Annotated in this window: 16 protein-coding genes; 9 read left to right on the forward strand and 7 right to left on the reverse strand. The window is 67.7% G+C overall.

Annotation, left to right across the window (positions count from 1 at the left end; genetic code table 11):
- Position 1: 1 nt before the first annotated feature.
- Entirely contained in the window at positions 2 to 463 is a 462-nt protein-coding gene (locus E3C22_RS05045) for a flavin reductase family protein (RefSeq protein WP_134760950.1), read from the reverse strand.
- A 206-nt stretch (positions 464 to 669) separates the two neighbouring features.
- Here E3C22_RS05045 and E3C22_RS05050 point away from each other — a divergent pair, with 206 nt between their 5' ends.
- The 4 genes from E3C22_RS05050 (at position 670) to E3C22_RS05065 (ending at position 6707) form a co-directional block, all read left to right on the forward strand.
- Complete coding sequence (locus E3C22_RS05050; RefSeq protein WP_134760797.1) at positions 670 to 1800, forward strand: branched-chain amino acid ABC transporter substrate-binding protein; 1131 nt, start codon at positions 670 to 672, stop codon at positions 1798 to 1800.
- Between the two features lie 402 nt (positions 1801 to 2202).
- The gene (locus E3C22_RS05055) at positions 2203 to 2769 is read left to right on the forward strand and encodes a PAN domain-containing protein (RefSeq protein WP_134760799.1); all 567 of its coding nucleotides are present in this window, start codon (positions 2203 to 2205) and stop codon (positions 2767 to 2769) included.
- A gap of 151 nt (positions 2770 to 2920) precedes the next feature.
- Entirely contained in the window at positions 2921 to 3943 is a 1023-nt protein-coding gene (locus E3C22_RS05060) for a P1 family peptidase (RefSeq protein ID WP_134760801.1), read from the forward strand.
- Positions 3944 to 4190: 247 nt separating this feature from the next.
- On the forward strand, positions 4191 to 6707 hold the full coding sequence (locus tag E3C22_RS05065; RefSeq protein ID WP_134760803.1) for a cation:proton antiporter: 2517 nt from the start codon (positions 4191 to 4193) through the stop codon (positions 6705 to 6707).
- A 37-nt stretch (positions 6708 to 6744) separates the two neighbouring features.
- Here the strand turns inward: E3C22_RS05065 and E3C22_RS05070 are convergent, their stop codons facing one another.
- Positions 6745 to 8733, reverse strand: a complete 1989-nt coding sequence (locus E3C22_RS05070; RefSeq protein ID WP_167591635.1) for a CHASE2 domain-containing protein — start codon at positions 8731 to 8733, stop codon at positions 6745 to 6747.
- Positions 8733 to 12326: a tetratricopeptide repeat protein gene (locus E3C22_RS05075; protein WP_134760807.1), complete on the reverse strand. Its 3594-nt coding sequence runs from the start codon at positions 12324 to 12326 to the stop codon at positions 8733 to 8735. Before E3C22_RS05075 ends, E3C22_RS05070 begins: the two co-directional genes overlap by 1 nt.
- 201 nt (positions 12327 to 12527) lie before the next feature.
- On the opposite strand from E3C22_RS05075, the gene E3C22_RS05080 reads away from it, so the two are divergent.
- Positions 12528 to 13010, forward strand: coding sequence for a Pycsar system effector family protein (locus E3C22_RS05080; RefSeq protein ID WP_134760809.1), 483 nt, complete (start codon positions 12528 to 12530; stop codon positions 13008 to 13010).
- Between the two features lie 6 nt (positions 13011 to 13016).
- On the opposite strand, the gene E3C22_RS05085 is transcribed toward E3C22_RS05080, so the two are convergent.
- A complete protein-coding gene (locus tag E3C22_RS05085) occupies positions 13017 to 13916 on the reverse strand; it encodes a DMT family transporter (protein WP_134760811.1) in 900 nt (299 codons plus the stop codon).
- A gap of 93 nt (positions 13917 to 14009) precedes the next feature.
- Here E3C22_RS05085 and E3C22_RS05090 point away from each other — a divergent pair, with 93 nt between their 5' ends.
- Positions 14010 to 14723, forward strand: coding sequence for a pyrimidine 5'-nucleotidase (locus E3C22_RS05090; protein WP_134760813.1), 714 nt, complete (start codon positions 14010 to 14012; stop codon positions 14721 to 14723).
- Positions 14724 to 14897: 174 nt separating this feature from the next.
- Here E3C22_RS05090 and E3C22_RS24400 read toward each other — a convergent pair whose 3' ends face one another.
- Positions 14898 to 15410, reverse strand: a complete 513-nt coding sequence (locus E3C22_RS24400) for a hypothetical protein (protein ID WP_167591637.1) — start codon at positions 15408 to 15410, stop codon at positions 14898 to 14900.
- 184 nt (positions 15411 to 15594) lie between these two features.
- On the opposite strand from E3C22_RS24400, the gene E3C22_RS05100 reads away from it, so the two are divergent.
- Positions 15595 to 16188 (forward strand): fused DSP-PTPase phosphatase/NAD kinase-like protein, encoded by a 594-nt coding sequence (locus E3C22_RS05100; protein WP_134760817.1) that lies wholly within the window; start codon positions 15595 to 15597, stop codon positions 16186 to 16188.
- 300 nt (positions 16189 to 16488) lie between these two features.
- On the opposite strand, the gene E3C22_RS05105 is transcribed toward E3C22_RS05100, so the two are convergent.
- Together E3C22_RS05105 and E3C22_RS05110 are read right to left on the reverse strand one after the other, a co-directional pair.
- Positions 16489 to 18069: a serine protease gene (locus E3C22_RS05105; RefSeq protein ID WP_134760819.1), complete on the reverse strand. Its 1581-nt coding sequence runs from the start codon at positions 18067 to 18069 to the stop codon at positions 16489 to 16491.
- A 336-nt stretch (positions 18070 to 18405) separates the two neighbouring features.
- The gene (locus tag E3C22_RS05110) at positions 18406 to 19575 is read right to left on the reverse strand and encodes a DNA recombination protein RmuC (protein ID WP_134760821.1); all 1170 of its coding nucleotides are present in this window, start codon (positions 19573 to 19575) and stop codon (positions 18406 to 18408) included.
- Between the two features lie 134 nt (positions 19576 to 19709).
- Here E3C22_RS05110 and def point away from each other — a divergent pair, with 134 nt between their 5' ends.
- Both def and fmt read left to right on the forward strand, forming a co-directional pair.
- Positions 19710 to 20225, forward strand: a complete 516-nt coding sequence (gene def / locus E3C22_RS05115; protein ID WP_134760823.1) for a peptide deformylase — start codon at positions 19710 to 19712, stop codon at positions 20223 to 20225.
- 4 nt (positions 20226 to 20229) lie between these two features.
- A complete protein-coding gene (gene fmt, locus E3C22_RS05120; protein WP_134760825.1) occupies positions 20230 to 21237 on the forward strand; it encodes a methionyl-tRNA formyltransferase in 1008 nt (335 codons plus the stop codon).
- The last annotated feature ends 469 nt before the right edge of the window (positions 21238 to 21706 follow it).

Raw genomic sequence — 21706 nt, forward strand, 5'->3', positions numbered from 1 at the left:
CTCATCCGGCCGCGTCGACGCTCCGAAAGCCCCGGCCGAGATAGACCAGCGAGGGCGCCGGCCTGCCGGACCTGAGATCGGCGACCTCGCCGATCAGCACCTTGTGGGTGGCGATGACCTTCGCATCGATCAGCCGGCAGTCGAAGCTCGCGAGAGCCGTGTCGAGAAGCGGCGCGCCGGTGGCACCGGCCGACCATCGACCACGGCCGAAACGCTCGGTCTGGCTCAGCCCGCCCTCGCCGGCAAAGGCCCTGGCAACCGCCTGGTCGTCGACCGACAGGACGTTGACGGCAAAGGCGCCGTTCTCCTCGAACCAGCTGTTGTCGGGGCTGGAAAGATTGAGGCAGACAAGCAGCGTCGCCGGATCGTCCGATACCGAACAGGCGGAGGTAACGGTGACGCCCCGCCGGCCCGACGCCCCGTCGGTGGTCACGACATGGACCGCCGCGGCAAAGCGCGTCATCGTCTCGCGAAATGCCCGCGGGTCTGTCCGCATCGACTGCAGCAAATTTCGTCCTCGTTCATCGGCAGGCTGATCCACCCGCAATTACATAGGGTGAGCGCGGGCGGATCGCACCCTTCCGTCGACGGCAGGGGATTCGCCCTGCCGGACACTGGCACGGCGGGGCGGCGATTTCCAAGCGCCGGCGAAACCGCTATGACGCTCCCATGCGCGCTTTCGCAACCCTCGCTTTCTTCGCCTCCCTGGCCGCTGCCGCCGCCGCGCAGGAGAACGCGCCAATCGTCGTCGGCGTCGCGGCGCCGCTGTCGGACGCCCAGGAGATCCTCGGCCGGCAGCTGACCGCCGGCGTCGAGGCGGCGCTCGCTGCCCGGAACGGCGAGGCGCGGACGGTGGTCGCCGACACTTCCTGCTCGGCCAAGGGCGGCGAGACGGCGGCGAGGAGTTTCGTCGAGAAGAAGGCGAGCATCGTCGTCGGCTTTCTCTGCGTCGAGGCGATCGAGGCGGCACTGCCGATCCTCAAGGAGGCCGGCATCGCCACCATCGACGTCGGCGTCAGGGAGAACCGGCTGACGGACGACAAGCCGAAGACCGGCTATCTGATCTATCGCCTTGCGCCGCGCTCGGAGGCGGAGGCGGTGGCCGTTTCGCGCTACATCGCGGCGCGCTGGGCGGACCAGCCCTTCGGCCTTATCGAGGACGGCTCGATCGCCGCCCGCGGGCTCGTCGATCAGCTCCGCCGCCGGCTCGGCGACGAGGGCCTGAAGCCCCAGACCCTCGACAATTACCGGCCCGCCGAGGAAAAGCAGTTCGGCCTTGCGAGGCGCCTCCAACGCACCGGCGTCACCCGCTTCTTCATCGCCGGCGACCGGCCGGACATCGCGATCATCGCCCGCGACGCAAAAGAAAGTGGACTAAAGCTGACGATCGTCGGCGCCGAAGGGCTGTTCGACGAGGCGAGCGTCGACGCGCCGCTGCCGGCGGGGATCATCGCCATCGGCCCGAAGACGCAGTTTCCCGAGCTTTCGCCCGACACCAGAGCGACGCCGCAGGAAACCGCAGGGGCAGATGGCGAGGCAGACGCGGCTGCGAGCGAGGACCCCGGCGCGCTGCCGCCGCAGGGCTATTTCGGACCCGGTTACGCCGCCGCCGAGATAGGTGTCGATGCAGTGATCGGCAGCCGCGAGAACGACAAGCCTGTCGCGGACGCCCTCTCGTCGCAGAGCTTTGCCACCGCCCTCGGGCCGGTGCGCTTCGATGAAAACGGCGACAGCGACTTCGATCTCTTTCGCGTCTTCGAGTGGCGCGGCGACGAATTCGTCGACGAAACCGGCGGCTGAGGCTCGCCTGAACCCCGGATCACCTCCGTCACAGGGCGATCCGGCGGTTGGCTTCCCCACAAGCGTCTTCGCACGGAGGTTCGGCGACGGCTCCCCACGTCACATTTCCGAAGGCGCTCCACGGCCGCTTCGGCGTCTCCGGCGTCACCGGCGTCTCCGGCGTCGACCCGATTTCGCTGTGTCGCGTCGACTTCGAGCGGTCCCGGGCCAGCCGACAGGCGACCGGATTTGCTCTCGGATCGCCGCAGTTGCCAAACGACTTCCGTTACGAAATGTTTTCGCGCTTTCCTTGCAAAAATAAGTTTATTATTGCTCACCGCAACCAATCGACACTCCACCAATAGCAGCATATGATCCAATCGACGAGCATCGTGCCTCGTCTTCTTGGCGGAGGATAGGTCGATGCGCCGCATTCTCGTAACGCTTGTTTCCCTGATGTTTGTGATCTTCACTGCTGCCGGCGTCTCACGGGCGGCGCAGGAGTTCGAGGAAAACGTCGATCGGCCGGGCGGCGATTTTAGGCCGTTTGTCGAGCTGAACGATCCCGCTCCCGGGACGTTCGGTGGCCCGGTCGACAATTGCCGGTCGCTGTGCGAGCGGGATGGCGCCTGCCGTGCCTGGACCTTCGTTCGCAAGGGAGTGCAAGGGCCGAAGGCCCGCTGCTGGCTGAAGAACACCATCCCGGGGGCGGTCGCCAACGGCTGCTGCACCTCCGGCGTGCCGGCGCGATCGCTCGAGCCGGGTCTCGACAGGCCGGGCGGCGACTACAAGAATTTCGATCTGCCCTCGGCCAGCGCCGATCTCTGCAGCCGCGCCTGCAACAGCGAGAACCGCACCTGCAAGGCCTGGACCTTCGTGCGTGCCGGCATTCAGGGACCGCAGCCGCGATGCTGGCTGAAGACTTCGGTGCCGCCGGCCGTCGTCAACGGCTGTTGCACCAGCGGCGTGCTCGGGCCTATCCTGCATTAGCGGATCGAATCTGGGGTCGCGGCCGTCGGCCCCATCAAAGCTCAAATCCGAAAGATCCGCGGCAACAACGCATTCCGCTGGCGGTCTTTGATGCCGGCATCTGTGGAGCGATCGCCATGGAACGGTGCCTCATGTCGGAATCGGGCCGCTAGTGGAGACGCGTTCCTGGCGGCCGGGCCCGCGCAATCTCATCACCGATGTCGGAGGGGTCCTGGTTGGCAATGCCGGCGACGGCGCGCTGAAGAGCGGGACGACCGCCGTGCTGTTCGATCGTCCCGCCGTCGCCGGCGTCGCAATCCTCGGCGGAGCGCCGGGCACCCGCGAGACCGACCTTCTTTCCCCCGACAGCCTGGTGCCGGGCATCGACGCACTGGTGCTTTCCGGCGGCTCCGCCTTCGGCCTCGACGCGGCCTCGGGCGTCCAGTCCTTGCTGCGTGAGAAGGGCCGCGGCTTCTCGGTGGCTGGCTTCAGCGTGCCGCTGGTGCCGGCGGCGATCCTCTTCGACCTCGCCAATGGTGGCGACAAGGACTGGGGGCTCCATCCGCCCTATCGCGAGTTCGGTTATGCAGCGGCAGAAGCCGCGGCGGAGGACTTCGCCCTCGGCAGTGCCGGCGCCGGCCTCGGCTGCACGACGGCGACCTTCAAGGGCGGCCTCGGCTCGGCCTCGGTGCGGCTCGAAAACGGCGTCAGCGTGGGTGCGCTGGTCGCGGTCAATGCCGTCGGCTCGGCGACCATCGGCGCGGGCCGGCATTTCTGGGCGGCGCCCTTCGAGATCGGCGGGGAATTCGGCGACCTCGGGCTCCCCTCGCCGCTGCCCACCGACGCCGCCGTCCCCCGCACGAAATTCGACCCGCGGCCCGGCGCCAACACGACGATCGGCATCCTTGCCACCGACGCCGTGCTCGACAAGGCATCGATGAAACGCCTCGCGATCGCCGCCCATGACGGCTTCGCGCGGGCGATCTGGCCGTCGCACACCGATTTCGATGGCGATCTCGTCTTTGCCGCCGCCACCGGACGCTCCGGGGTGACGTTCGAGTTGCGCGGCGCCGAGACGATCGCGCTCGCGGCGGCGGCCTCCGCCGTCATGGCAAGGGCGATCGCCCGCGGCGTTCACGCCGCCGACGCCGCTCCCGGCGACCGGCTTCCCGCATGGCGCGATCACGCCGACTGACGATCGCCATCGGCAGCACTCATCCCTCTCCGGACCAGCTGTCGTGCCCCACGCCATCGCCAGACAATGCCGCTCACCGTGCGGGCAATCCTGATCCCCGCATCGACCGGCAAGGCTTCCCGATTGATCACGACCCGCCAAACAGCGCCACCCCGGAGCGGCGGCCGGCACCTCATGGTCAGGAAGGCTTGTCTTTTCTCCCGCCTGCCGGCAAACCAGACTGCCCAGTCGCCGCGTGTGTCCCGCCATGTCGATCACCACCATCGTCGCTCTCGTTGCCGTCGTCGTCGCCCTCGGCTCGCTGGCGCGGCCGGTCGCGCGCTGGCTGCGCCTGCCGGTTTCGATCGTCCTGGCGCTCGGCGGCACGGCGCTCGGCGGCCTCTGCCTCTATTCCCTCGCCAATCCCGGCTCGCTGCTGCCGGCAGCGTTTTCGGCGCAGGTGCTCGACCTGCCGGTCGGCTCGCACCTGTTTCTCTACGTCTTCCTGCCGACCCTGATCTTCCAGGGCGCGCTCGGCGTCGACATGCAGCGGATCCGCGAGGACGTCCTGCCGATCGTCATCCTCGCCCTCGTCGCCGTCATCGTCACGACCTTCGGCGCCGGGCTGGCGCTGTGGCCGCTGGCCGGCATGCCGCTGGTCGCCTGCCTGCTCGTCGCGGCGCTGATCGCCACCACCGACCCCGTCGCGGTGATCGCGATCTTCCGCGAGGTCGGCGCGCCGGAGCGCCTCACCCGCCTTGTCGAGGGCGAGAGCCTCTTCAACGATGCCGCGGCGATCTCGCTGTTCCTGATCTTTACGACAGCGCTCGCCGCCCCAAGCTCGCTGTCGGCGCTCGGCGTCGTCGCGAGCCTCCTCCTGATGCCGCTCGGCGGCGCCGTCCTCGGCTGGGCGGTCGCACAGGCCTTCATGCTGCTCGCCCGTTCGCTCGCCGACGATCGCATCGCCTTCGTCTCGCTCAGCCTGGCGGTCCCCTATCTCGCCTACTGGATCGGCGAGGAAATTCTCGAAGTCTCCGGCGTCATCGCCGTCGTCTCGGCCGGGGTCACCCTCGCGACCTTCGCCCCCGGACGCATCGAGGGCGACACCTGGCGCCATCTCAACGACACCTGGGAGCAGCTCGCCTCATGGTCGGCGATCCTCATCTTCGTGATGACCTCGCTCCTGGTGCCGCGCCTGATCGGCGATGCGACGCCCCACGACCTTCTCCTCCTTCTCGTCGTCTTCGTCGCGACGCTCGTCGCCCGGGCACTGGTGATCTTCGGCTGCTTTCCGCTCTTGTCGCGCTTCGGCCTCTATGACGGGGTGTCGAAATCCTACGCCGTGGTGATGATCTGGGGCGGGCTGCGCGGCTCGATGACGCTGGCTCTGGCGCTCGCCGTCACCGAGAACCCAGCCATTCCCCGTCCCGTCGCGGCCTTCGTCGCGACCATCGCCACCGGCTACACGCTGATGACCCTGTTCGTGCAGGGCACGACGCTGCGCTTCTTGATCCAGCGCCTCGGCCTCGACGTCCTGACCGGCGTCGACAAGGCGATCCGCGACCTCGCCCTCTCGGCGACGGCAGAAAAGGTCAAGGCGCTCGCCCGCTCCATGGAGGGGCGTTTTCGACCCAACGCCGACACGCGCCACGACGACGACGAGGAGGCGGAAGAAGGCTTCGTCGTCGACCCTGTGGTCTCGGCGGCGGGGCTTTCCCATGACGAGAAGCTCCGGCTCGCCCTCATCACCCTGTCCGACCGGCAGCGGGAGATCGTCCTGCGGCATTTCGCCGAAGGCAAGATCGCTCCGTCGATCGCCCGCGAACTCGCCTCCGAAGCCCGCCGCCGGCACGATCTGATCCGGCTTTCCGGCAAGGACGGCTACGCTGCGGCGAACCTTTCGGAGGCCGATTTCGACCGGCTCGACCGGCTGAGCGCCACGCTGCAGCGGCGGCTCGGCTATAGTGGTCTCTTGGCGACGCGGCTTGCCGACCGCTTCGAGCGGATGGCCGAGGTCTCGCTGCTGATCGACCGGCTGATCCCCTTTGCCGAGGCCGAGCTCCGGCCGGTGCTCGGCACCGCGCCCACCAGCGACGCCATCGCGGCGCTGAAGGAACGCCAGAGCATCGTCGAGCGCGAGATCGCGGCGATCCGCCTGCAATATCCGGGCTATGTCGCGGAACTGGAGAAAATGATCATCGCCCGCTCGATTCATGCCTTCAAGGCGATCGAGATCGCCCGGCTGCGCCAGTCGGGGGTGGTCAATGCCGAGGTCGAGCGCAGCGTCCTCGACACGATCGAGCGCCGGCGAACGGCGGAGACGCGGCGCCCGCCCCTCGATCTCGGCCTCGACACCATGCGGCTGATCGACCGTTGCGGGCTCTTTGCCGACCTATCGCAAAGGGACAAGGCCGAACTCGCCCGGCATCTGCGGCCGCATTTCGCCGTGCCCGGCATGCCGCTGATCCGCGCCGGCGAGATCGGCGACGCGGCCTATTTCATCGCCTCGGGAGCGGTCGAGGTCGACCGCGCGCCGGTGAAGGTCCGGCTCGGCAGCGGCGAAGTCTTCGGCGAGATGGCGGTGATCTTCGACGTCAGGCGCTCGGCCGACGTTCGGGCCATCGCCTATTCCTCGCTGCTGCGGCTGTCGGCCCAGGACTTCAGCCGCTTCCTGCAGCGCCATCCGGGCATGCGCGCCAAGATCGAGGCGGTGGCAAGGGCCCGGATGGCGGAAAACCTCGGCGAGACCACGGCCGGCGAGCGCCACAGCGAGGCCGTCGCCTGAGGGAGGAACCGGCGGCGCTGCCAGCAATCCCGGGGGATCAGGAGGCGCGCTTGGCCTCAGGCGCCGCTCCAGCGGGACCCGCAACGCCGGATTGGGCCGCTTCCCGCGCGGCGATGGTCGCGTAGAGGCCCTGTAGCGCGCCCTCGCCGGCAAATGCTGCCTCCCCGCCTGGCTGTCCGGCGAGAAGCGCCTCCACCGCAGCGTCGAATCCGTCGCGACGCCCGGCATCCACCGGCTCGCCCGACAGGACCGTATAGACCGGCGCGACGCCGCTGCGGCCCTTGACGGCGATCCTGGCGACGAGGAGCGGCCCGAGCCGCTCCTTCACCGCCGCGGCCGTCGCGGCGCCGATCAGCAGCGGCACGCCGCATTCCTTCGACGCGCCCTCGAGCCGGGCGGCGTAGTTCACCGCATCGCCGAGCACCGAATAGTCGAAGCGGCTCGCCGAGCCCATGTTGCCGACGATGCAGGTGCCGGTGTTGATGCCGACGCCGACCGACAGCGTCGGCGCCGTGGCGCCGAGTTCGGCAGCGAGCTCGCCATTCAGCGTCTCGACGGCGGCGAGCATCGCAAGACCCGCCTGCACCGCATGGACGGCATGGTCCGCATCGTCGAGCGGCGCGTTCCAGAACGCCATGATGCAATCGCCAATGAACTTGTCGATCGTTCCGCCCTGGTCGAGCACCGCCTCGGAAAGCGGGGTCAGCAGCCGGTTGATCAGATGGGTGAGCCGCTCCGGCTCGTCCTTCAGCGATTCGGCAAGGCTGGTGAAGTTGCGGATGTCGCTGAAGAGGATCGTCAGTTCGCGCTTTTCGCCGCCGAGCTTCAACGCGGCGGGGTCGCGCGCCAGCCGCTCCACCTGCGCCGGTGCGAGATAGTGGCCGAAGGCCCGCGTCACCGCCCGTCGCATCGCCCGCTCTTCGGTGATGTCCCGTGCGGCAAGCGGCGCGAGCACGCAAGCAACGGCGAGCGAAGGCGCCAGCGGCGGCAGGAAGATCTGGCCGAGGAAGAAGGCGCAAAGGCTCGCCGCCAGGACGGCACCGACGAAAACGGCACCGAGAAGGATCGTCGTCAGACCCGCTGGCCGCCAGGCCGCAAGGCCCGCCAGGAGCGAAGCCGCGGTCACCGCAAGTCCGACGAGCGGCAGCCCGGCGCGTTCGACGGCGAGGCCGTGGCGCAGATTGTCGGTGATGGTCGCCTGGATCTCGACGCCGGGGACCAGCGTCCCGGTCTTCGAGGTGAAGGAAGTCGCAAAGCTGTCGGCACCGCCGGTCTCGGCAGGGATCGCCATCTGCAGGCTGCGGCCGACGACGACGATCTTGTCCTTCAGCATGCCCGGCGGCAGGAAGTTCTCGGGGTCCAGCGCCTGGTAGTAGGAGATCGTCGGATAGCTGCGGGCCGGCCCCATCGGCCGGATCAGGGCGCCGACCGGAGGTGACGGCGAAGCGGCTTCGGCCCCGGCCGCGAGCAGCAGTTCCCGGCCGAAGCCGTCCTCGGCCGCCGGCAGGCGGCGCAGCACGCCGTCCGGATCGAGCGACACCGAGGCGAGGCCGACACGCGCCCCGGCCGCAACGAATTCCGGCAGCGGCTCGGTTCGGATCAGCTGGGTCATGTGCGGCGTCTCGATGACGCTTTCGTCGGCAGCCAGGACGACATCCGGTCCAAGCGCCGAGGCAAGCGCGCGGTCGGCCGCCTCGCTCGATGGCTCGGCGAAGACGAAGTCGAGGCCGATCGCCCTGGCGCCGGCGGCGCGCAGCGCGTGGACGAGCCTCGCATGGAGATCCCGCGGCCAGGGCCATTGCAGCCCGACCTCGGCGAAGGACGGCTCGTCCACCGCGACGACGACGATGCCGCCGTCTTCGGCGGAGACGCCTGCCACCGACGGTGGCGCCAGCGTCGCGAGAAAGTCGTAGACCCGCGCTTCGGCGGTCCGGAAGGGCTGCCACTCGGCAAGGCCGAGGCAGAGCATGATCGCCGCCGCGACGCAGGCGACCGTTTCGGCGAGCCGCCGTTTCCTGCGAAGCATCAGAACCGCGCCTGCAGCGTCGCCCGGACGGTTCGCTGGGCGGTCGGGATCAGCGGCACGACCTCCACCGTCTCGTCGAAGACGTTGTAGAAGCCGAGATCGAAGGCGAGATGCCTGTCCTCGCTCTCCCATCCGCCGAAGACGTCGGTGACGAAGGCGTCGTCCAGCCGCTCGTCCGCCAGCTGCGAGGCCCGCTCGCCGAGCCAGGTCTCGCGGGCGGTCACCCGGATCCGGCTCGGATCGACATAGGTGAAGGCCAGCCGCCCGGACCAGTCCGGCACGAAGGGGATATCGCCGGAAACGTCCTCGAGCGTGCCCTTCGACCAGCTGCGGGCGAGGCTCGCCGAGGCGCCGAAGCCGCCACCGAGCCAGGCATTGGCGGTGACGGCGACGCGATCCAGCCGGGCGTCGTCCACGGCAATCGGATCGAGATAGCCGGGAATGCCGAAGCTAAGCCCGGCAAAATCCTGGTGCTGGTATTCGACGGCGGTGAAGACCTGCCGCGTCCACTCGCTGTCGAGACGGACGATCGCGCTGTCGACATGATCGACGTCGCCGGCGACGGCGTTGGAGCGCAGCCCGAGGACACCGATCGGCGCCAGCGTGTAGGCGTCTTCGTCCGGGCGCTCGCGCATATAGGCGGCGCGCAGCCACTGGCCTTCGAAGGGCATATAGGCGATGCCCGCCCGCGGCTGCAGGAGATCGTCCCGCTCGCCGTCGGTCTCGGTGGTGGTGCCGAAGAGGCCCGCCTCGAAGCTGAGATCGTCGGTCACCTCGAAAGTCGCGTCGATCCAGCCGCGGCCGAAATTCGTGCGCTCCTCCCCCTCGGTCTCGGCGATCAGGCGCGGCGTGCCGAAAACGATCGCGTACAGCGCGCTGTCCGACCGCGTCTGCAGGTCGCCGTATTCGCCGCCATATTCGATGGTGAAGGGCTCGAAGCCGACACGGTGCGACGCGCTGGCCTTGATGAAATCGCGCCTGGCGTGGCCGGTATAGGCGCCGAGGATGCCCTGGCCGAGAAGTTCGAGCGGCACGGACACCTGGTCGCCGTCGTTGCGGCCGCCGAACACCGCGACGTCGAGGACGTTCTGATAGCCGAATGTGTGGCTGAGGCCGAGCGTGCCGACGAAGCCGTCTTCCCGCGCGGTGTTGAAGAAGGTCAGCGGATTGTCCCGAAGCGCCGAATTGCCCTCGGCGCGGCTCGCGGAAAACAGCCCCGCCATGCGGTCATAGGGTCCGATCTGAAGACCGAAGCCGCCGGTCAGCGAATAGGCGCCGTCATCCTGCGTCGCATAGTCCGGCGAAACCGTCTCGCCGCTCGCCTGCAGGAACATCGAATAGGGAAGCGGATCGTAGCCGAGCGACTGCACGCCGGCGCCGTAGACGCCGCCCCACTGGTCGGCCCGGTTCACCACGCCGCCGGTGAAGGAGAATTCGGTAAAGGGCGTGGTGACGAAAGAGGGGCGCAGCTCGGAGCTGGCGAGGCTCGTCGCGTCGGAGAGGATGCCCTTGGTGAGAAACGAGAGGCTGCGTCCGTCCGTGGTGGGACCGGGGCCGCGAATCTCGTCGTCGCGATCGAGGAAGAAGGGCGATGCGCTGCCGCGCAGCGCCCGGTCGAAATAGCCGGCGGAATCGAACGGATCGAAGACCACGTCGCTCCAATAGGCACCCCAGGCGTCGAGCGAGAGGAAGTCGTAGGCCCCGGCAAGCACCGAGCCGGAATCCCGCGTCGCATGGATCGACTGATAGTCGCCGCCCTTGGCGCGGATCCGCTTGACGGCCTCCTGCGCGTATTCGATCGCCGCATCGGCCTGATACTGATCGATGGCGAGCGCCGCCAGATATTGCGCCGTCGTCGGGCTGTTCGGATCGAGACGATCGGCGTCGTCGAAGGCCTGCTTGGCGTGCTCGATGTCGCCGGTCGCCGCATAGGCGGTGCCGAGGGCGAGCAGTCCGTCGGCATAGGCCGGATTGGCGGTGGTGGACTTCAAAAGATTGTCGATCGCCGCGGCCTCGTCGCCCTCGAAGAGGTTCTCGGTGCCCCGCACCAGATAGCCCGGCGCAAAGGACGGGTCGCTGGCAAAGACGGCGTCGATCATCGCCCGCGCCTCGCCGACGCGGTTCTGCGACAGGTAGATGATTGCCAGATTGACCCGGGTGACCGGATCTTCCGGGTCGATGGCGATGGCGCGGAGCAGTGCCGCCTCGGCTTCCTTGTCGGCGCCGCGCTCCGACAAAGCGAGCGCATAGTCGTTGAGGAGGCCGGTATTGCCGGGTGCAACCGCCAGCCCCCTTTCGAGATCGGCGATCGCATCCTTGAGGTTCGACGTCGCATTGGCGCGGTAGAACGCCCGTGCCGAGAGCACTTCGGGATCCTCCGGGTCGAGCCGGTAGGCCTGCTCTGCCGCGAGGCGCGCGGCCTCGTAGTCGCTCGCCAGCATCGCGATCTTGGACAGCGTCGCCTGGAATTGCGCGTCGCCGCGAAAGCGGGGCGCGGCGTCCTGCATGATCTTCAGGGAGTCTCGCGGCGATTTCAGCATCGCCGCGATGACGGCCTCGCCGACCACCGAGACGCGGTCGTCAGGGTCGGCCCGGGGCGCCGGCCAGACCTTCGTCGGGTCGGCCAGCGAGCGGGCGAAATAGAGAAGATACACCGCCGTCGTCCGCTGCTCTCCGGTCAGATGCGGCAGCGCCTGTTCATAGAGCGCGACGGCGCGGCGATAGTCCTGCCGCCCGCCGGCAATATTGGCCTCAAGCAGCGTCAGCCGGGCGGACTGCCCGACCGTCAGCGGCCCGGCGCGTGCTGCGGCGATCGCTCTCTCCGCCTCGCGGCGCCCGTCGCGCTGGGCGGCGATCTCGGCGGCGAGGACGCGATCTTCGCCACCAAGCGCCGCGGCAGCTGTCCGGGCGAAACGCTCTCTTGCGGCGAGGATGTCGCGGTTCGGCAGCGACGTCGCCGGAAACGCCTCGAAGGCGTCGCGCAGCGACAGGTTCAGGAGCATCTGCTCGTGCACGTCGTCGGCGACGATGACCAGCTTCGTCGGCGCCTCGCCGAGCCTTGCCGAGGCCGCCTCCCCCTGGCGCACGGTCAGAGAGCCCTGTGGGTTGGAGAATTCCACCACCCCGTCGAGGACGGTCAGGGTCGTGCGCTCGCCCTCCGCCTGCATGGTCCAGTCGGTGCCACGGATCGCCGCAGTCGCCGCCGCCGTCTCGACGAAGACGCCCGACCCGCCGCGGGCGGCGCGGCCGAAGATCTGGCCACTCTCCAGAAGCAGCCGGGTGTCGCCGCCCGGGACGCGCTGCTTGACGACCAGGGTGGAGTTGCGGCCGACGCGCACCTGCGTCTGGTCGGAGAACAGGATGGCGAGCTGGCCGGCGGCGTTGGTGCGCAGGACGTCGCCGGTCTTGACTTCCTGCAGCACCTCGACGCCGCGCCAGGCAGGCGCCTCGACGAGCTCGATCTCCTCGCCGAGCCGCGTCGCGATCACCGCGCCCGCCGCCGGCGCCTGGCGGGGAACCGGCTCGGCCCTGACGGCTGACGTAAAGGCTAGGAGGACGAGCAGCGTCGTCACCCGGCGGCAATGGCAACCCATCGACTGTGTTCTCGAAAGTAACTTAACGGCATCAATCGATGCGGTCCGGCCAGGTGTCAATCGCCTGACTTACGGTTGAGCGAGCCCTCCCGATCGAATCCTCTGCCGCGTGTCGCCCCCGCCACAGACGGCCGGACCAAGTTGCGCCACAAATTGTCCGCCTAACGGATTGTTCGAAAGACGCATCTTCCGGAGCAGCCGATGTCCCCGCGACATCTTTCCCATCTCGTCGAGGCCAATCGCAATTTCGCCGAGCAGATCCGGTCGGCCGACCAGAAGGCCGCCTACATCTTCACCTTCATTCTCGCACTTGTCGTCTGGTCCGCCGAGACCCGGCGATCCTTCTCGTTCGACCATCTCGGCACCACCGGCTTCTTCAACCTCCTCGCCAGCCTCGTTTTGATGGGAGCCGTCGGCACCGCCCTCGTCGCGGCGGTCTGCGTCGTCCTGCCGCGATCGCGTCCCGGCACCAGCGTCTTCTTCTGGGGCGCCTGGCCCGAAGCCGGAAAGGCGCTTGCCGATGCGCGCAAACGCGGCGATCTCGAATTCATCTACCAGGACTATCTGCACGACACGGAAAATCTCGCGGCCATCTGCAAATCGAAATACCGCTGCGTGGCGATCGCCTTCCGTGCGATGTCCGTCGTCTTCGCCGCCTATATCGCCGTGCTGATGACCGGTTGAGCGGCTTCAGGCCCCGACCACCAGCGCAAGAATCGCGAAGACGATCACTGCCGCGCCGAGCAGCTCGAGCCGCGTCACCGTCTCGCGGAACCAGAGAATCGACGAGGCGATGGTGAAGACCAGCTCGATCTGGCCGAGCGCCCGGACATAGGCGACCTTCTGCAGCGTCATCGCGGTGAACCAGCCGGCGGAGGCGCTGGCGCCCACCAGCCCGACGAGGAGCCCCGGCGCCCAGGCTTTGACGACGCGCCGCAGCTCGTCCCTGTCGGCGACGGCCATCCAGGCGAGCATCGCCGCCGTCTGGATAACCAGCGCCATGCAGAGGACGATGGCTGCCCGCAGCGCCGCAGATCCCTCAGGCAGAGCGAGGGCAGCGGCGCGAAAGCACACCGCCGAGGCGCCGAACAGCGCGCCGGAGGCAATGCCGATCAACGCCTCGCGGGAGGCGAGCCCCCGCACGATGCTGCCGGAGCGGGCATTGCCGATCGAGATCAGGATGACGCCGACGGCTCCCGCCACCACCGCAAGGAGCCCAAAGGGCGAGACCGTTTCGCCGAGGATGAGGAAGCCAAAGAACGCCGCCTGGACGGGCTCGGTCTTGGAATAGGCCGTACCGACGATGAAGTTGCGGAAGCCGAAGAGATAGACGAGCAGGAAGGTGGCGCCGATCTGCGCCAGCCCGCCGAAGAACGCCGCGACCAGCGTTTCGACGCCCGGCCGCGGGATCGGCTCGCCGCCGAGCTTTGCCACGACCGTCAGATAGAGCAGCGCGAAAGGCAGCCCGAAGCCGAAGCGGACGAAGGTCGCGCCGGTCGTTCCCATCCGGCCCTTCAGGCGCTTCTGCAGCGCCGAGCGGAGATTTTGCAGGAAGGCGGCCGCGATCGTGATCGCAATCCAGAGGGGCACGGGCGAATCGTCCTGTCTTCGGCAAGCTCCGCCGTCTATCATCCCCGGATGCTACGCAAGCCGACAAATCCGCCGGAAGGGCGAAATACCGAAATGTCATCCAGTATCCGCAAGACCCCGGAGGTCAGACCTCAGGACTTTGCCGGCGTCCGCGACTGGGTGTTCGACCTCGACAACACGCTCTATCCGCGCCACACGAACCTGTTCTCGCAGATCGACCAGCGGATGACCTCCTTCGTCGAGAGCTTCCTGCAGCTACCGCGGGACGAGGCGCGGGCTGTCCAGAAGGACTTCTACCGCCGCCACGGCACGACGCTGCGCGGCCTGATGCTGGAACATTCCGTCGATCCCGACGCCTTCCTCGAATATGTCCATGACATCGACTATTCCTGGATCGATCCCGATCCGGCGCTCGGCGAGGTGATCGCGGCACTGCCTGGCCGCAAGTTCATCTTCACGAATGGCGATCGCAAACACGCCGAGCGGGCGGCCCGCCAGCTCGGCATTCTCGACCATTTCGAGGATATCTTCGATCTCGTCGCCGCCGACCTCGTGCCGAAACCGGCGGCCGCCACCTACGACAAGTTTCTCGGCCTCCACCGCATCGACGCGGCCCATGCCGCGATGTTCGAGGATCTGGCGCGCAATCTCGAAGTGCCGAAATCCCTCGGGATGAGGACGGTGCTGATCGTGCCGACCAATTTCGAGGACACCTTCGGCGACGTCTGGGAGCATGAGGGACGCGACGGCGACCACATCGACTACGTCACCGACGACCTGGCGGCGTTCCTGCGCAGCCTCGGCTGAGTTCGGCGGGGCGCGCATGCCCGCTTCATCGCAGGTCGGCCTGCAGGCGGCCAACCGCCACGACCATAAGCGTCTCGGCGGACATCAGCCGAAACCACCTCTTTTGCAGCACCAGTGCCGGCAAATGTCGGACCGGCCGCCGCACGCTTCCACTGCAGCGCCAACGAAACGATGTCAGCCGCCGAGCCGCGAACGGCCAGGCCGGGCGAGTCCTCCACGGTTGTCGCCCGCCTCTGCAGCCTCACCATCCGGCTCGTCCGCGCCGCGACGGTTCTGGTGCAAACTAGCACCGGTCGTCTGGCCGGCCGGCTTGCCGGCGATCGCGGCCTTTCTTTCTTCGGCGCTTCTGGCATCGCTGTCGCTGGCGTCCCGCTTCGCACCGGGCTGATCGACCGCCTCGGGCGCGTCCTTGTCCTGCTGGGCCCGCATCATCTTCGGATCGGTGTCGAGCTCGGGCATGTTGCCGCTCCTCTCTCGGATGGAATGCTGCCTGCGCCGCATTCGCCGCCGGCAGCCAGCCGTCGCCTTGACGGAGCCGGGTAGCGACACGCCGCGAATCGCCGGGGATCCGGCCAGGCTTTCCGAGCAAACGACGACTGCCGGCACGAGTTCCCGAACGGCGGATGAGACTGGCCTGGCGTCATAGAGCCCATGGTGCGGCGGCGGAACGCCGACGTCGCTCGCCATCGCCGCGCCAGCCCTTCCGGATTGCCGAGGCCGATCACGGGCTTGTGACGTCATCAACCTGTCGTTTCAGCCGCGAAAAACCGCCATCGAAGCTTCGTCGTCCTGAGATGCCAGTGCCAAGGGGCTGATACACGTCCCGGCTATCACCTTCCCACCAACTTCGAGGGGGAAGTTCGTGGAGCTGATGCGCCGCCTGGCTGCGACGATCCTCGGCATTCTTGCCGTGACGACCGGCGTTCTGGTCGCCAATCTCGTCCTCATCCATTCGACCGGCAACGTCCACGCCGTCGACGACGACGGCCAGTTCTACCGTTCGGCGACATTGTCCGCCGGCTACCTCGAACGCATCGTCGAGACGAAGGGCATTCGCACCATCGTCAACCTCCGCGGTGGCGAGGGCCGCGACTGGTACGAAGCGGAACGTGCCGTCGCCGCCAAACACGGTGTGGATTTCCTGAGCTTTCACCTTTCGGCCAAGGACATCCCCGGGCCCCGGACGCTGGAAGATCTGCTCTTCGTCCTGAAGAACGCGCCGCGGCCGATCCTCGTCCACTGCAAGTCCGGATCCGACCGCACCGGCCTTGCTTCAGCGCTCTATCTCTACGCCGTCGCGGGGACGACGGTCGCGAAGGCCGACGCGCAGCTGTCGCTTCGCTACGGGCACTTTCCCTGGCTCGGCAGCCGCACCGTGGCGATGGACGAGGCGTTCTCGGCCTACACGGCCTTCTACAGGCAGGAGAACGATCACGCGGAGACGATCCGTCTCGCTGCGGAGTAGCGGCTCGCGGGGGCGAGGATCGGGGTGATATCCGCGTTGCCATCCACCCCGCGCGCGGAGCCCAACACCGATTGCGGTGAGACTTCGCCGTCCTGCTCGGGCGATATCGGAAATGGTGTTTGGGGCGCTCTGGCGGGTCAACACGCCCTGCCCCACCGTCGACCCTCAGCAACCCTCCGCGACCCTTATCCGGTTGACCGAGCCAAGAAAGCTGCCTGAAGCGAAGGCGCGAGTTGCGAAAACCGTCCCCACTCCGACTGGCGCCGCGAGCATCACACGTCTTGCGGCAAGCTTCGGAGATCAGTCCGTACAGACGACGGGATAGACCGCGTCCTTCACCCTGGCCGTCGCATCCGGCACGCTCTGCAGGGCCGACTTCGGATCGGCGGTGCGGAAGGAGATCTGGTTGTCGTACAGGAACCTGGCAACGGCATCCGGCCGGATCGCGAAGTTGATCGACTGGGGAATGTCCCCCGTCGCATCGGCGACGGCCACCGCGTCGAGCTTGGCGGTCACCACGCCGACCACCCGCCCGGCGAGATCGACCAGCGGCCCGCCGGAATTGCCCGGCTGGACAGGCGCCGAGATCTGCAGGTAGCGCGGGTCGTTCATCAGGCCAAGCAGCGAGGAGACGTTGCCGCGGGTGACATTGAGCGAGTCCGCGAGGATCGAGCGCAGGGGAAAGCCGAGAGCCAGGATGTCCTCGCCGAGACGCGGCTTGGAGGCGGAGATCGCCAGCGGCTCGCCGAGGCTGGAGGCGACATGCACCAGCGCCAGATCGTTGTCCTTGTCGATCCGCACCTCGGTCGCCGGGACGTTGGAGCCGACCTCGATCTTCTTGCAACCGCGCACGACATGGGCGTTGGTCAGGAGCCAGCCCTTCGATACGACGAAGCCGGAACCGGCCATGTCGAAGGCGGGCGTCCCAGGCTGCGGCGCGGTGCCCTGGGCCGGCTCGAGGCCGGCGCTGCCGTAGCGGCGCTCACGCGGCAGTTCGAACAGATTGGCGCGGCCGCCCTCCTTGCCGGTATCGGCCATCGCGTAGCGCGCCTCGCCCTCGGAGGCACCGCGACGACGAGCCAGCATGGAGGAGAACGGATTTGGTCTGGCGGAGGCGACCAGCGGCGCGTTCGGCTCGCCGGCAAAGGGCTCGAACAGGTTCGAGGCGACCGTCACGAAAGGCTCGACCGCCGCCTCGTGCTTCGGCAGGTAGGAGATCGAAAAGCCCCGAAGGTCCTCGCCGGACGCCGAGAACCGCATGAAATACTTGCGACCGGCTTCCGAACCGCCGACGCTGAACCAGCCGTCGGCCTTCTCCGCCGACAGGACGGACCGCTTGGCCGTCGCCTCGCTGAGGGTGCCGTAAAGGCCGTCCAGGGTCTGGCCGGTACCGGCGATGCGCACGGTCTCGATCTCGATGCTGTTGTCGTCGGAGCGCCAGAGATTGCCGACCTCGGTGCGCCCGCGGTCGCTGACGAGCTTCAGCGGCAGCGGCAGCCGCTCGCCGGTGGCGCTGTCATCGACCATCGACACGCCGAGGTCCTGCTGGACGCCGTCCGACAGGCTGACCAGCTTCTGCAGCATCGCCTCGCTGATCACGCCATCGGCCTGCATGCCGTGGCGCGCCTGGAAATCGCGGATCGCGCGGAGCGTCGCCGCCTCGATCATGCCGGAGAACGAACCGGCATAGTCGCCGGTCCAGGCCAGCCGGATCTGCAGACCACGGCGGAAGGAGAGGTCCGTCTGCGTGTTGTAAGCGAGTGACAGATCCGCCGGCGAAGTCGTGGTAGCAATGGCGTCGGAAGCGAGGTCACGGGCCAGCGCTGCCGGCGATGCCGCCAGCACACAAGCCGCAATGAAGACCCCCAAACCGCGTCGCATGTCATCCCCCAAACGGTGATCGACGTTCCACTCTACAATGCAGCCAGACGGCTTTCGATCCGTCCAGGATAATCTTTTTTTAAGGTTTCCATGCTCATTTATGTGTGACGCGTGACACTTTCGCCCGCGACGCTGCGCAGTTAAGCGTGACGCTGGGGAAAGTACAGGGCTTCACGCAGCGTTGATGGCAGCTTGATGGCGCTACGGCACCGGCCGGCAATCGGTATCGATTTCCGGCCGATGCGGTGGTTCGATAAGTGAGTGCGGCCTTCGTGCGTCCCATCGCACGCACGGCGTTCTAGCGTGGCAACGCTCCCAATGCCGTCGCCGCGACAGTCACTCTCCCGCGACGGATTTCAGCCCTTCCGACGGCCCTGCCTCCTCGCCGATCTCGATCCCGGCGATGCGCTCGCCGCGCCGCTGCAGCTTGTCGCTCGAAACCGAAATCTGGTCGACGTCCCGCGAGGCTTGGGCGAAGTGGCCCTTCAGCGCGGTGACACGGGCGTCGAGCCGTTCGAGGTCCTCGCCGAACAGCCGCACCTCCGCCTGGATCCGCCCGGCCGAGGCGCGCAGACGCGCATCCTTCAGCACCGCCTGGACCACCTGGATCGACAGGTTGAGAAGCGACGGCGACACGATCACCACGCCGAGGCGGTAGGCCTTCTGGACGACGTCGTCGAAATCCTCGTGCAGCGCGGCGAAGACGGTCTCGGAAGGGACGAAGAGGAAGGCAGTGTCCTGGGTCTCGCCGGGGATCAGGTATTTCTCGGCGATCGCCTTGATGTGGACGTCCATGTCCCGGCGCAGCCGCGTGGCAGCCGCCGCCTGCGTCTCGCCGTCTGCCGCCTGCTGGAGCGCCGTGAAGGATTCCAGCGGAAATTTCGCATCGACGACGAGGCCAGGCGCCCCGTTCGGCATGCGGATCAGGCAGTCGGGCCGGCGGCCGTTGGAAAGCGTCGCCTGGAAGGCATAGACCGACGACGGCAGCGCGTCGGCGATGATCGCCTGCATCCGCGCCTCGCCGAAGGCGCCGCGGGTCTGCTTGTTGGCGAGGACGTCCTTCAACTTTACCACCTCGCCGGTCAGGCTGCGGATCTCGCCCTGTGCCCGGTCGATGACAGCGAGGCGCTCGGCAAGCACGGACAGCGAGGCCTTGGTCTCGCGGGTGGTGGAAAGGATCGACTGGCCGACGCGGGTGGTGAGGCCGTCGAGACGGTCCGACAGCGCCCGGGTAAGGTCCGCCTGCCGCGAGCCGATGATCTCGGCCATGGTCTGCATGCGGCCGGACATTTCCGCCTGCACCTTGAGGACGGTGTCGAGCCTTGCCGCATCCGCTTCGGCCGTCTGAAGCGCCCGCTGCGCCAGGCGGGCACGCCCCGACGCCCGAAGCCAGAGCAGGACGAAGAAAATTGCGAGCACCCCGAAGACCAGGGCAAGGCCGCTGACCTCGATACCGGAAATCACGGCGAGGGAACGGTTCAGAAAGGCAGTGGCATCGCGAATCATGGAATGACGATAGCAGGCAATCCTTAATGATGGGACCAAAGCAGGAACAAAAATCCAAGAGGCGTTGCATGGCCGGGCTGACCTGCGCAGGAAGCGGATTGACCAGTTTCCCGCCAACGACTACTTCCGCGCAAATGACGATCAAGCCGCTCATCATCCTGCCCGATCCCAAGCTGCGCGAAGTCTCGAAGCCCATCGAACGGGTCGACGAGCCCCTCCGGCGCTTTGCCGACGACATGCTCGAGACGATGTATGACGCGCCCGGCATCGGGCTCGCTGCGATCCAGGTCGGCGAGCCGCTTCGCATGCTGGTCCTGGACGTCTCCAAGGAGGACGAGGAGAAGGCGCCGAAGGTCTTCCTTAATCCCGAGATTGTCGCCAGCGCCGACGATCGGAGCACCTATGAGGAAGGCTGCCTGTCGATTCCGGATTACTACGCCGAGGTCGAGCGGCCGGCGGGCGTGACGGTGCGCTTTCTCGGCCTCGACGGCGAGATGCACGAGGAGGCGGTGGAGGGCCTTTACGCCACCTGTCTGCAGCACGAGATCGACCACCTCAACGGCGTCCTCTTCATCGACTACATCTCGAAGCTGAAGCGCGACATGGTGATCAAGCGGTTCACCAAGCAGGCGCGCCTGAAGACGGCCTGATCGGGTGGCGCTCTCCGTCGTCTTCATGGGCACGCCGGAATTCTCCGTGCCGACGCTCGCCGCCATCGTCGCGGCCGGGCACAGGGTGCCGGCGGTCTATACCCAGCCGCCGCGAAAGGCCGGCCGCCGCGGCCTGCAGCTGACGCCGTCACCGGTGCAGGTCGAGGCGGAAAAACTCGGCCTTGCCGTCCGCTCGCCTTTGAACTTCCGCGATCCGGCCGAGATCGACGCCTTCACCGCGCTCGAAGCCGACGTCGCGGTGGTCGTCGCCTATGGCCTGCTTCTCCCCCAGGCGCTGCTCGACGCGCCCCGCTTCGGCTGTCTCAACGGCCATGGGTCGCTGCTGCCGCGCTGGCGGGGCGCCGCGCCGATCCAGAGGGCGATCGAGGCCGGCGACGCCGCTACCGGCATGATGGTGATGCGGATGGAGGCAGGCCTCGACACCGGGCCTGTCGCGCTGACCGCGGAAACTCCCATCGCCCCCGGCGAGACGGCCGGCGAGTTGCAGGCGCGACTGTCCGCAATGTCAGCCGAACTCATGGTCGAGGCGCTGGCAAAACTCGAAGCCGGCACCCTCGCCTTCGAGGACCAGGCGGCGATCGCGGCGCGCACCGGACGCGAGCCAATCTATGCGAGGAAGATCGACAAGGCCGAGACGCGCATCGACTGGACGGCGGATGCCAAGGCCGTCGCCGGCCGGATCAACGGTTTCTCGCCGATGCCCGGCGCCTGGACGACGATGCCCTTCGGCGGAAAGTCCGAGCGGGTGAAGGTTCTGCGCGCGGTCGCGACCGATGATCTCGCTGACAGCCCCGGCTTGTCCGGCAAGTCTGATTCGGGCCCGGACGCCGCCCGTCCGGGCACCACGCTGGACGACGCTCTGACGGTTGCCTGCGGCGCCGGCGCCGTGCGGCTCCTTGAGGTGCAGCGCGCCAGCGGCAGGCGCGTTGCGGCCGATGAGTTGCTTCGCGGCACGCCGGTTCCGGCCGGCACGCTGCTGGGGGGCGAGTAGCCATGGCCCTGTCCGACGCCCCACAGAAGTCCCCTCATCCTGAGGTGCGAGCGCAGCGAACCTCGAAGGGCGAGGGACTTCTGCCAATCCGACTTCACGGCTCGCGACGTCTTCTATCCTGCCGCTCGCGCCGGTTTCCGGTTCGCGCCAACCCGCGCCTTGGCCCTTCGAGGCTCCCCCTCGCTTTACTCGGGGTCGCACCTCAGGATGAGGGCGAAGCGCTAACGCTCCACGTTCCATCACTGTCGTGTCTCAGCGCCATCGGACCGCGAGCAACGAAATGCAAAAGCGGCGCCGACGGGCTCGCCCCGCAGAAGTCCCCTCATCCTTGTAACTCCAGCCTCGCATCATCTGGTATTGTTGATGGTGCGGAGATGGAGGGGACACCGTCTCATCCTCGGGCGAGAGAGCCCGGACCTCAGCTTGGTGTCCCTTCCGTCGATCCATCGACCTCGAACAGTCGTCTGGG

It is taken from the genome of Jiella endophytica, from assembly GCF_004519335.1.
In the GTDB taxonomy this organism is placed as follows: domain Bacteria; phylum Pseudomonadota; class Alphaproteobacteria; order Rhizobiales; family Rhizobiaceae; genus Jiella; species Jiella endophytica.

Coding starts and splice junctions, on each gene's coding strand:
- E3C22_RS05045 (WP_134760950.1), bottom strand. CDS start 463: ATGACGCGCTTTGCCGCGGCGGTCCATGTCGTGACCACCGACGGGGCG.
- E3C22_RS05050 (WP_134760797.1), top strand. CDS start 670: ATGCGCGCTTTCGCAACCCTCGCTTTCTTCGCCTCCCTGGCCGCTGCC.
- E3C22_RS05055 (WP_134760799.1), top strand. CDS start 2,203: ATGCGCCGCATTCTCGTAACGCTTGTTTCCCTGATGTTTGTGATCTTC.
- E3C22_RS05065 (WP_134760803.1), top strand. CDS start 4,191: ATGTCGATCACCACCATCGTCGCTCTCGTTGCCGTCGTCGTCGCCCTC.
- E3C22_RS05070 (WP_167591635.1), bottom strand. CDS start 8,733: ATGCTTCGCAGGAAACGGCGGCTCGCCGAAACGGTCGCCTGCGTCGCG.
- E3C22_RS05075 (WP_134760807.1), bottom strand. CDS start 12,326: ATGGGTTGCCATTGCCGCCGGGTGACGACGCTGCTCGTCCTCCTAGCC.
- E3C22_RS05080 (WP_134760809.1), top strand. CDS start 12,528: ATGTCCCCGCGACATCTTTCCCATCTCGTCGAGGCCAATCGCAATTTC.
- E3C22_RS05090 (WP_134760813.1), top strand. CDS start 14,010: ATGTCATCCAGTATCCGCAAGACCCCGGAGGTCAGACCTCAGGACTTT.
- E3C22_RS24400 (WP_167591637.1), bottom strand. CDS start 15,410: ATGGCGAGCGACGTCGGCGTTCCGCCGCCGCACCATGGGCTCTATGAC.
- E3C22_RS05100 (WP_134760817.1), top strand. CDS start 15,595: ATGCGCCGCCTGGCTGCGACGATCCTCGGCATTCTTGCCGTGACGACC.
- E3C22_RS05105 (WP_134760819.1), bottom strand. CDS start 18,069: ATGCGACGCGGTTTGGGGGTCTTCATTGCGGCTTGTGTGCTGGCGGCA.
- E3C22_RS05110 (WP_134760821.1), bottom strand. CDS start 19,575: ATGATTCGCGATGCCACTGCCTTTCTGAACCGTTCCCTCGCCGTGATT.
- def (WP_134760823.1), top strand. CDS start 19,710: ATGACGATCAAGCCGCTCATCATCCTGCCCGATCCCAAGCTGCGCGAA.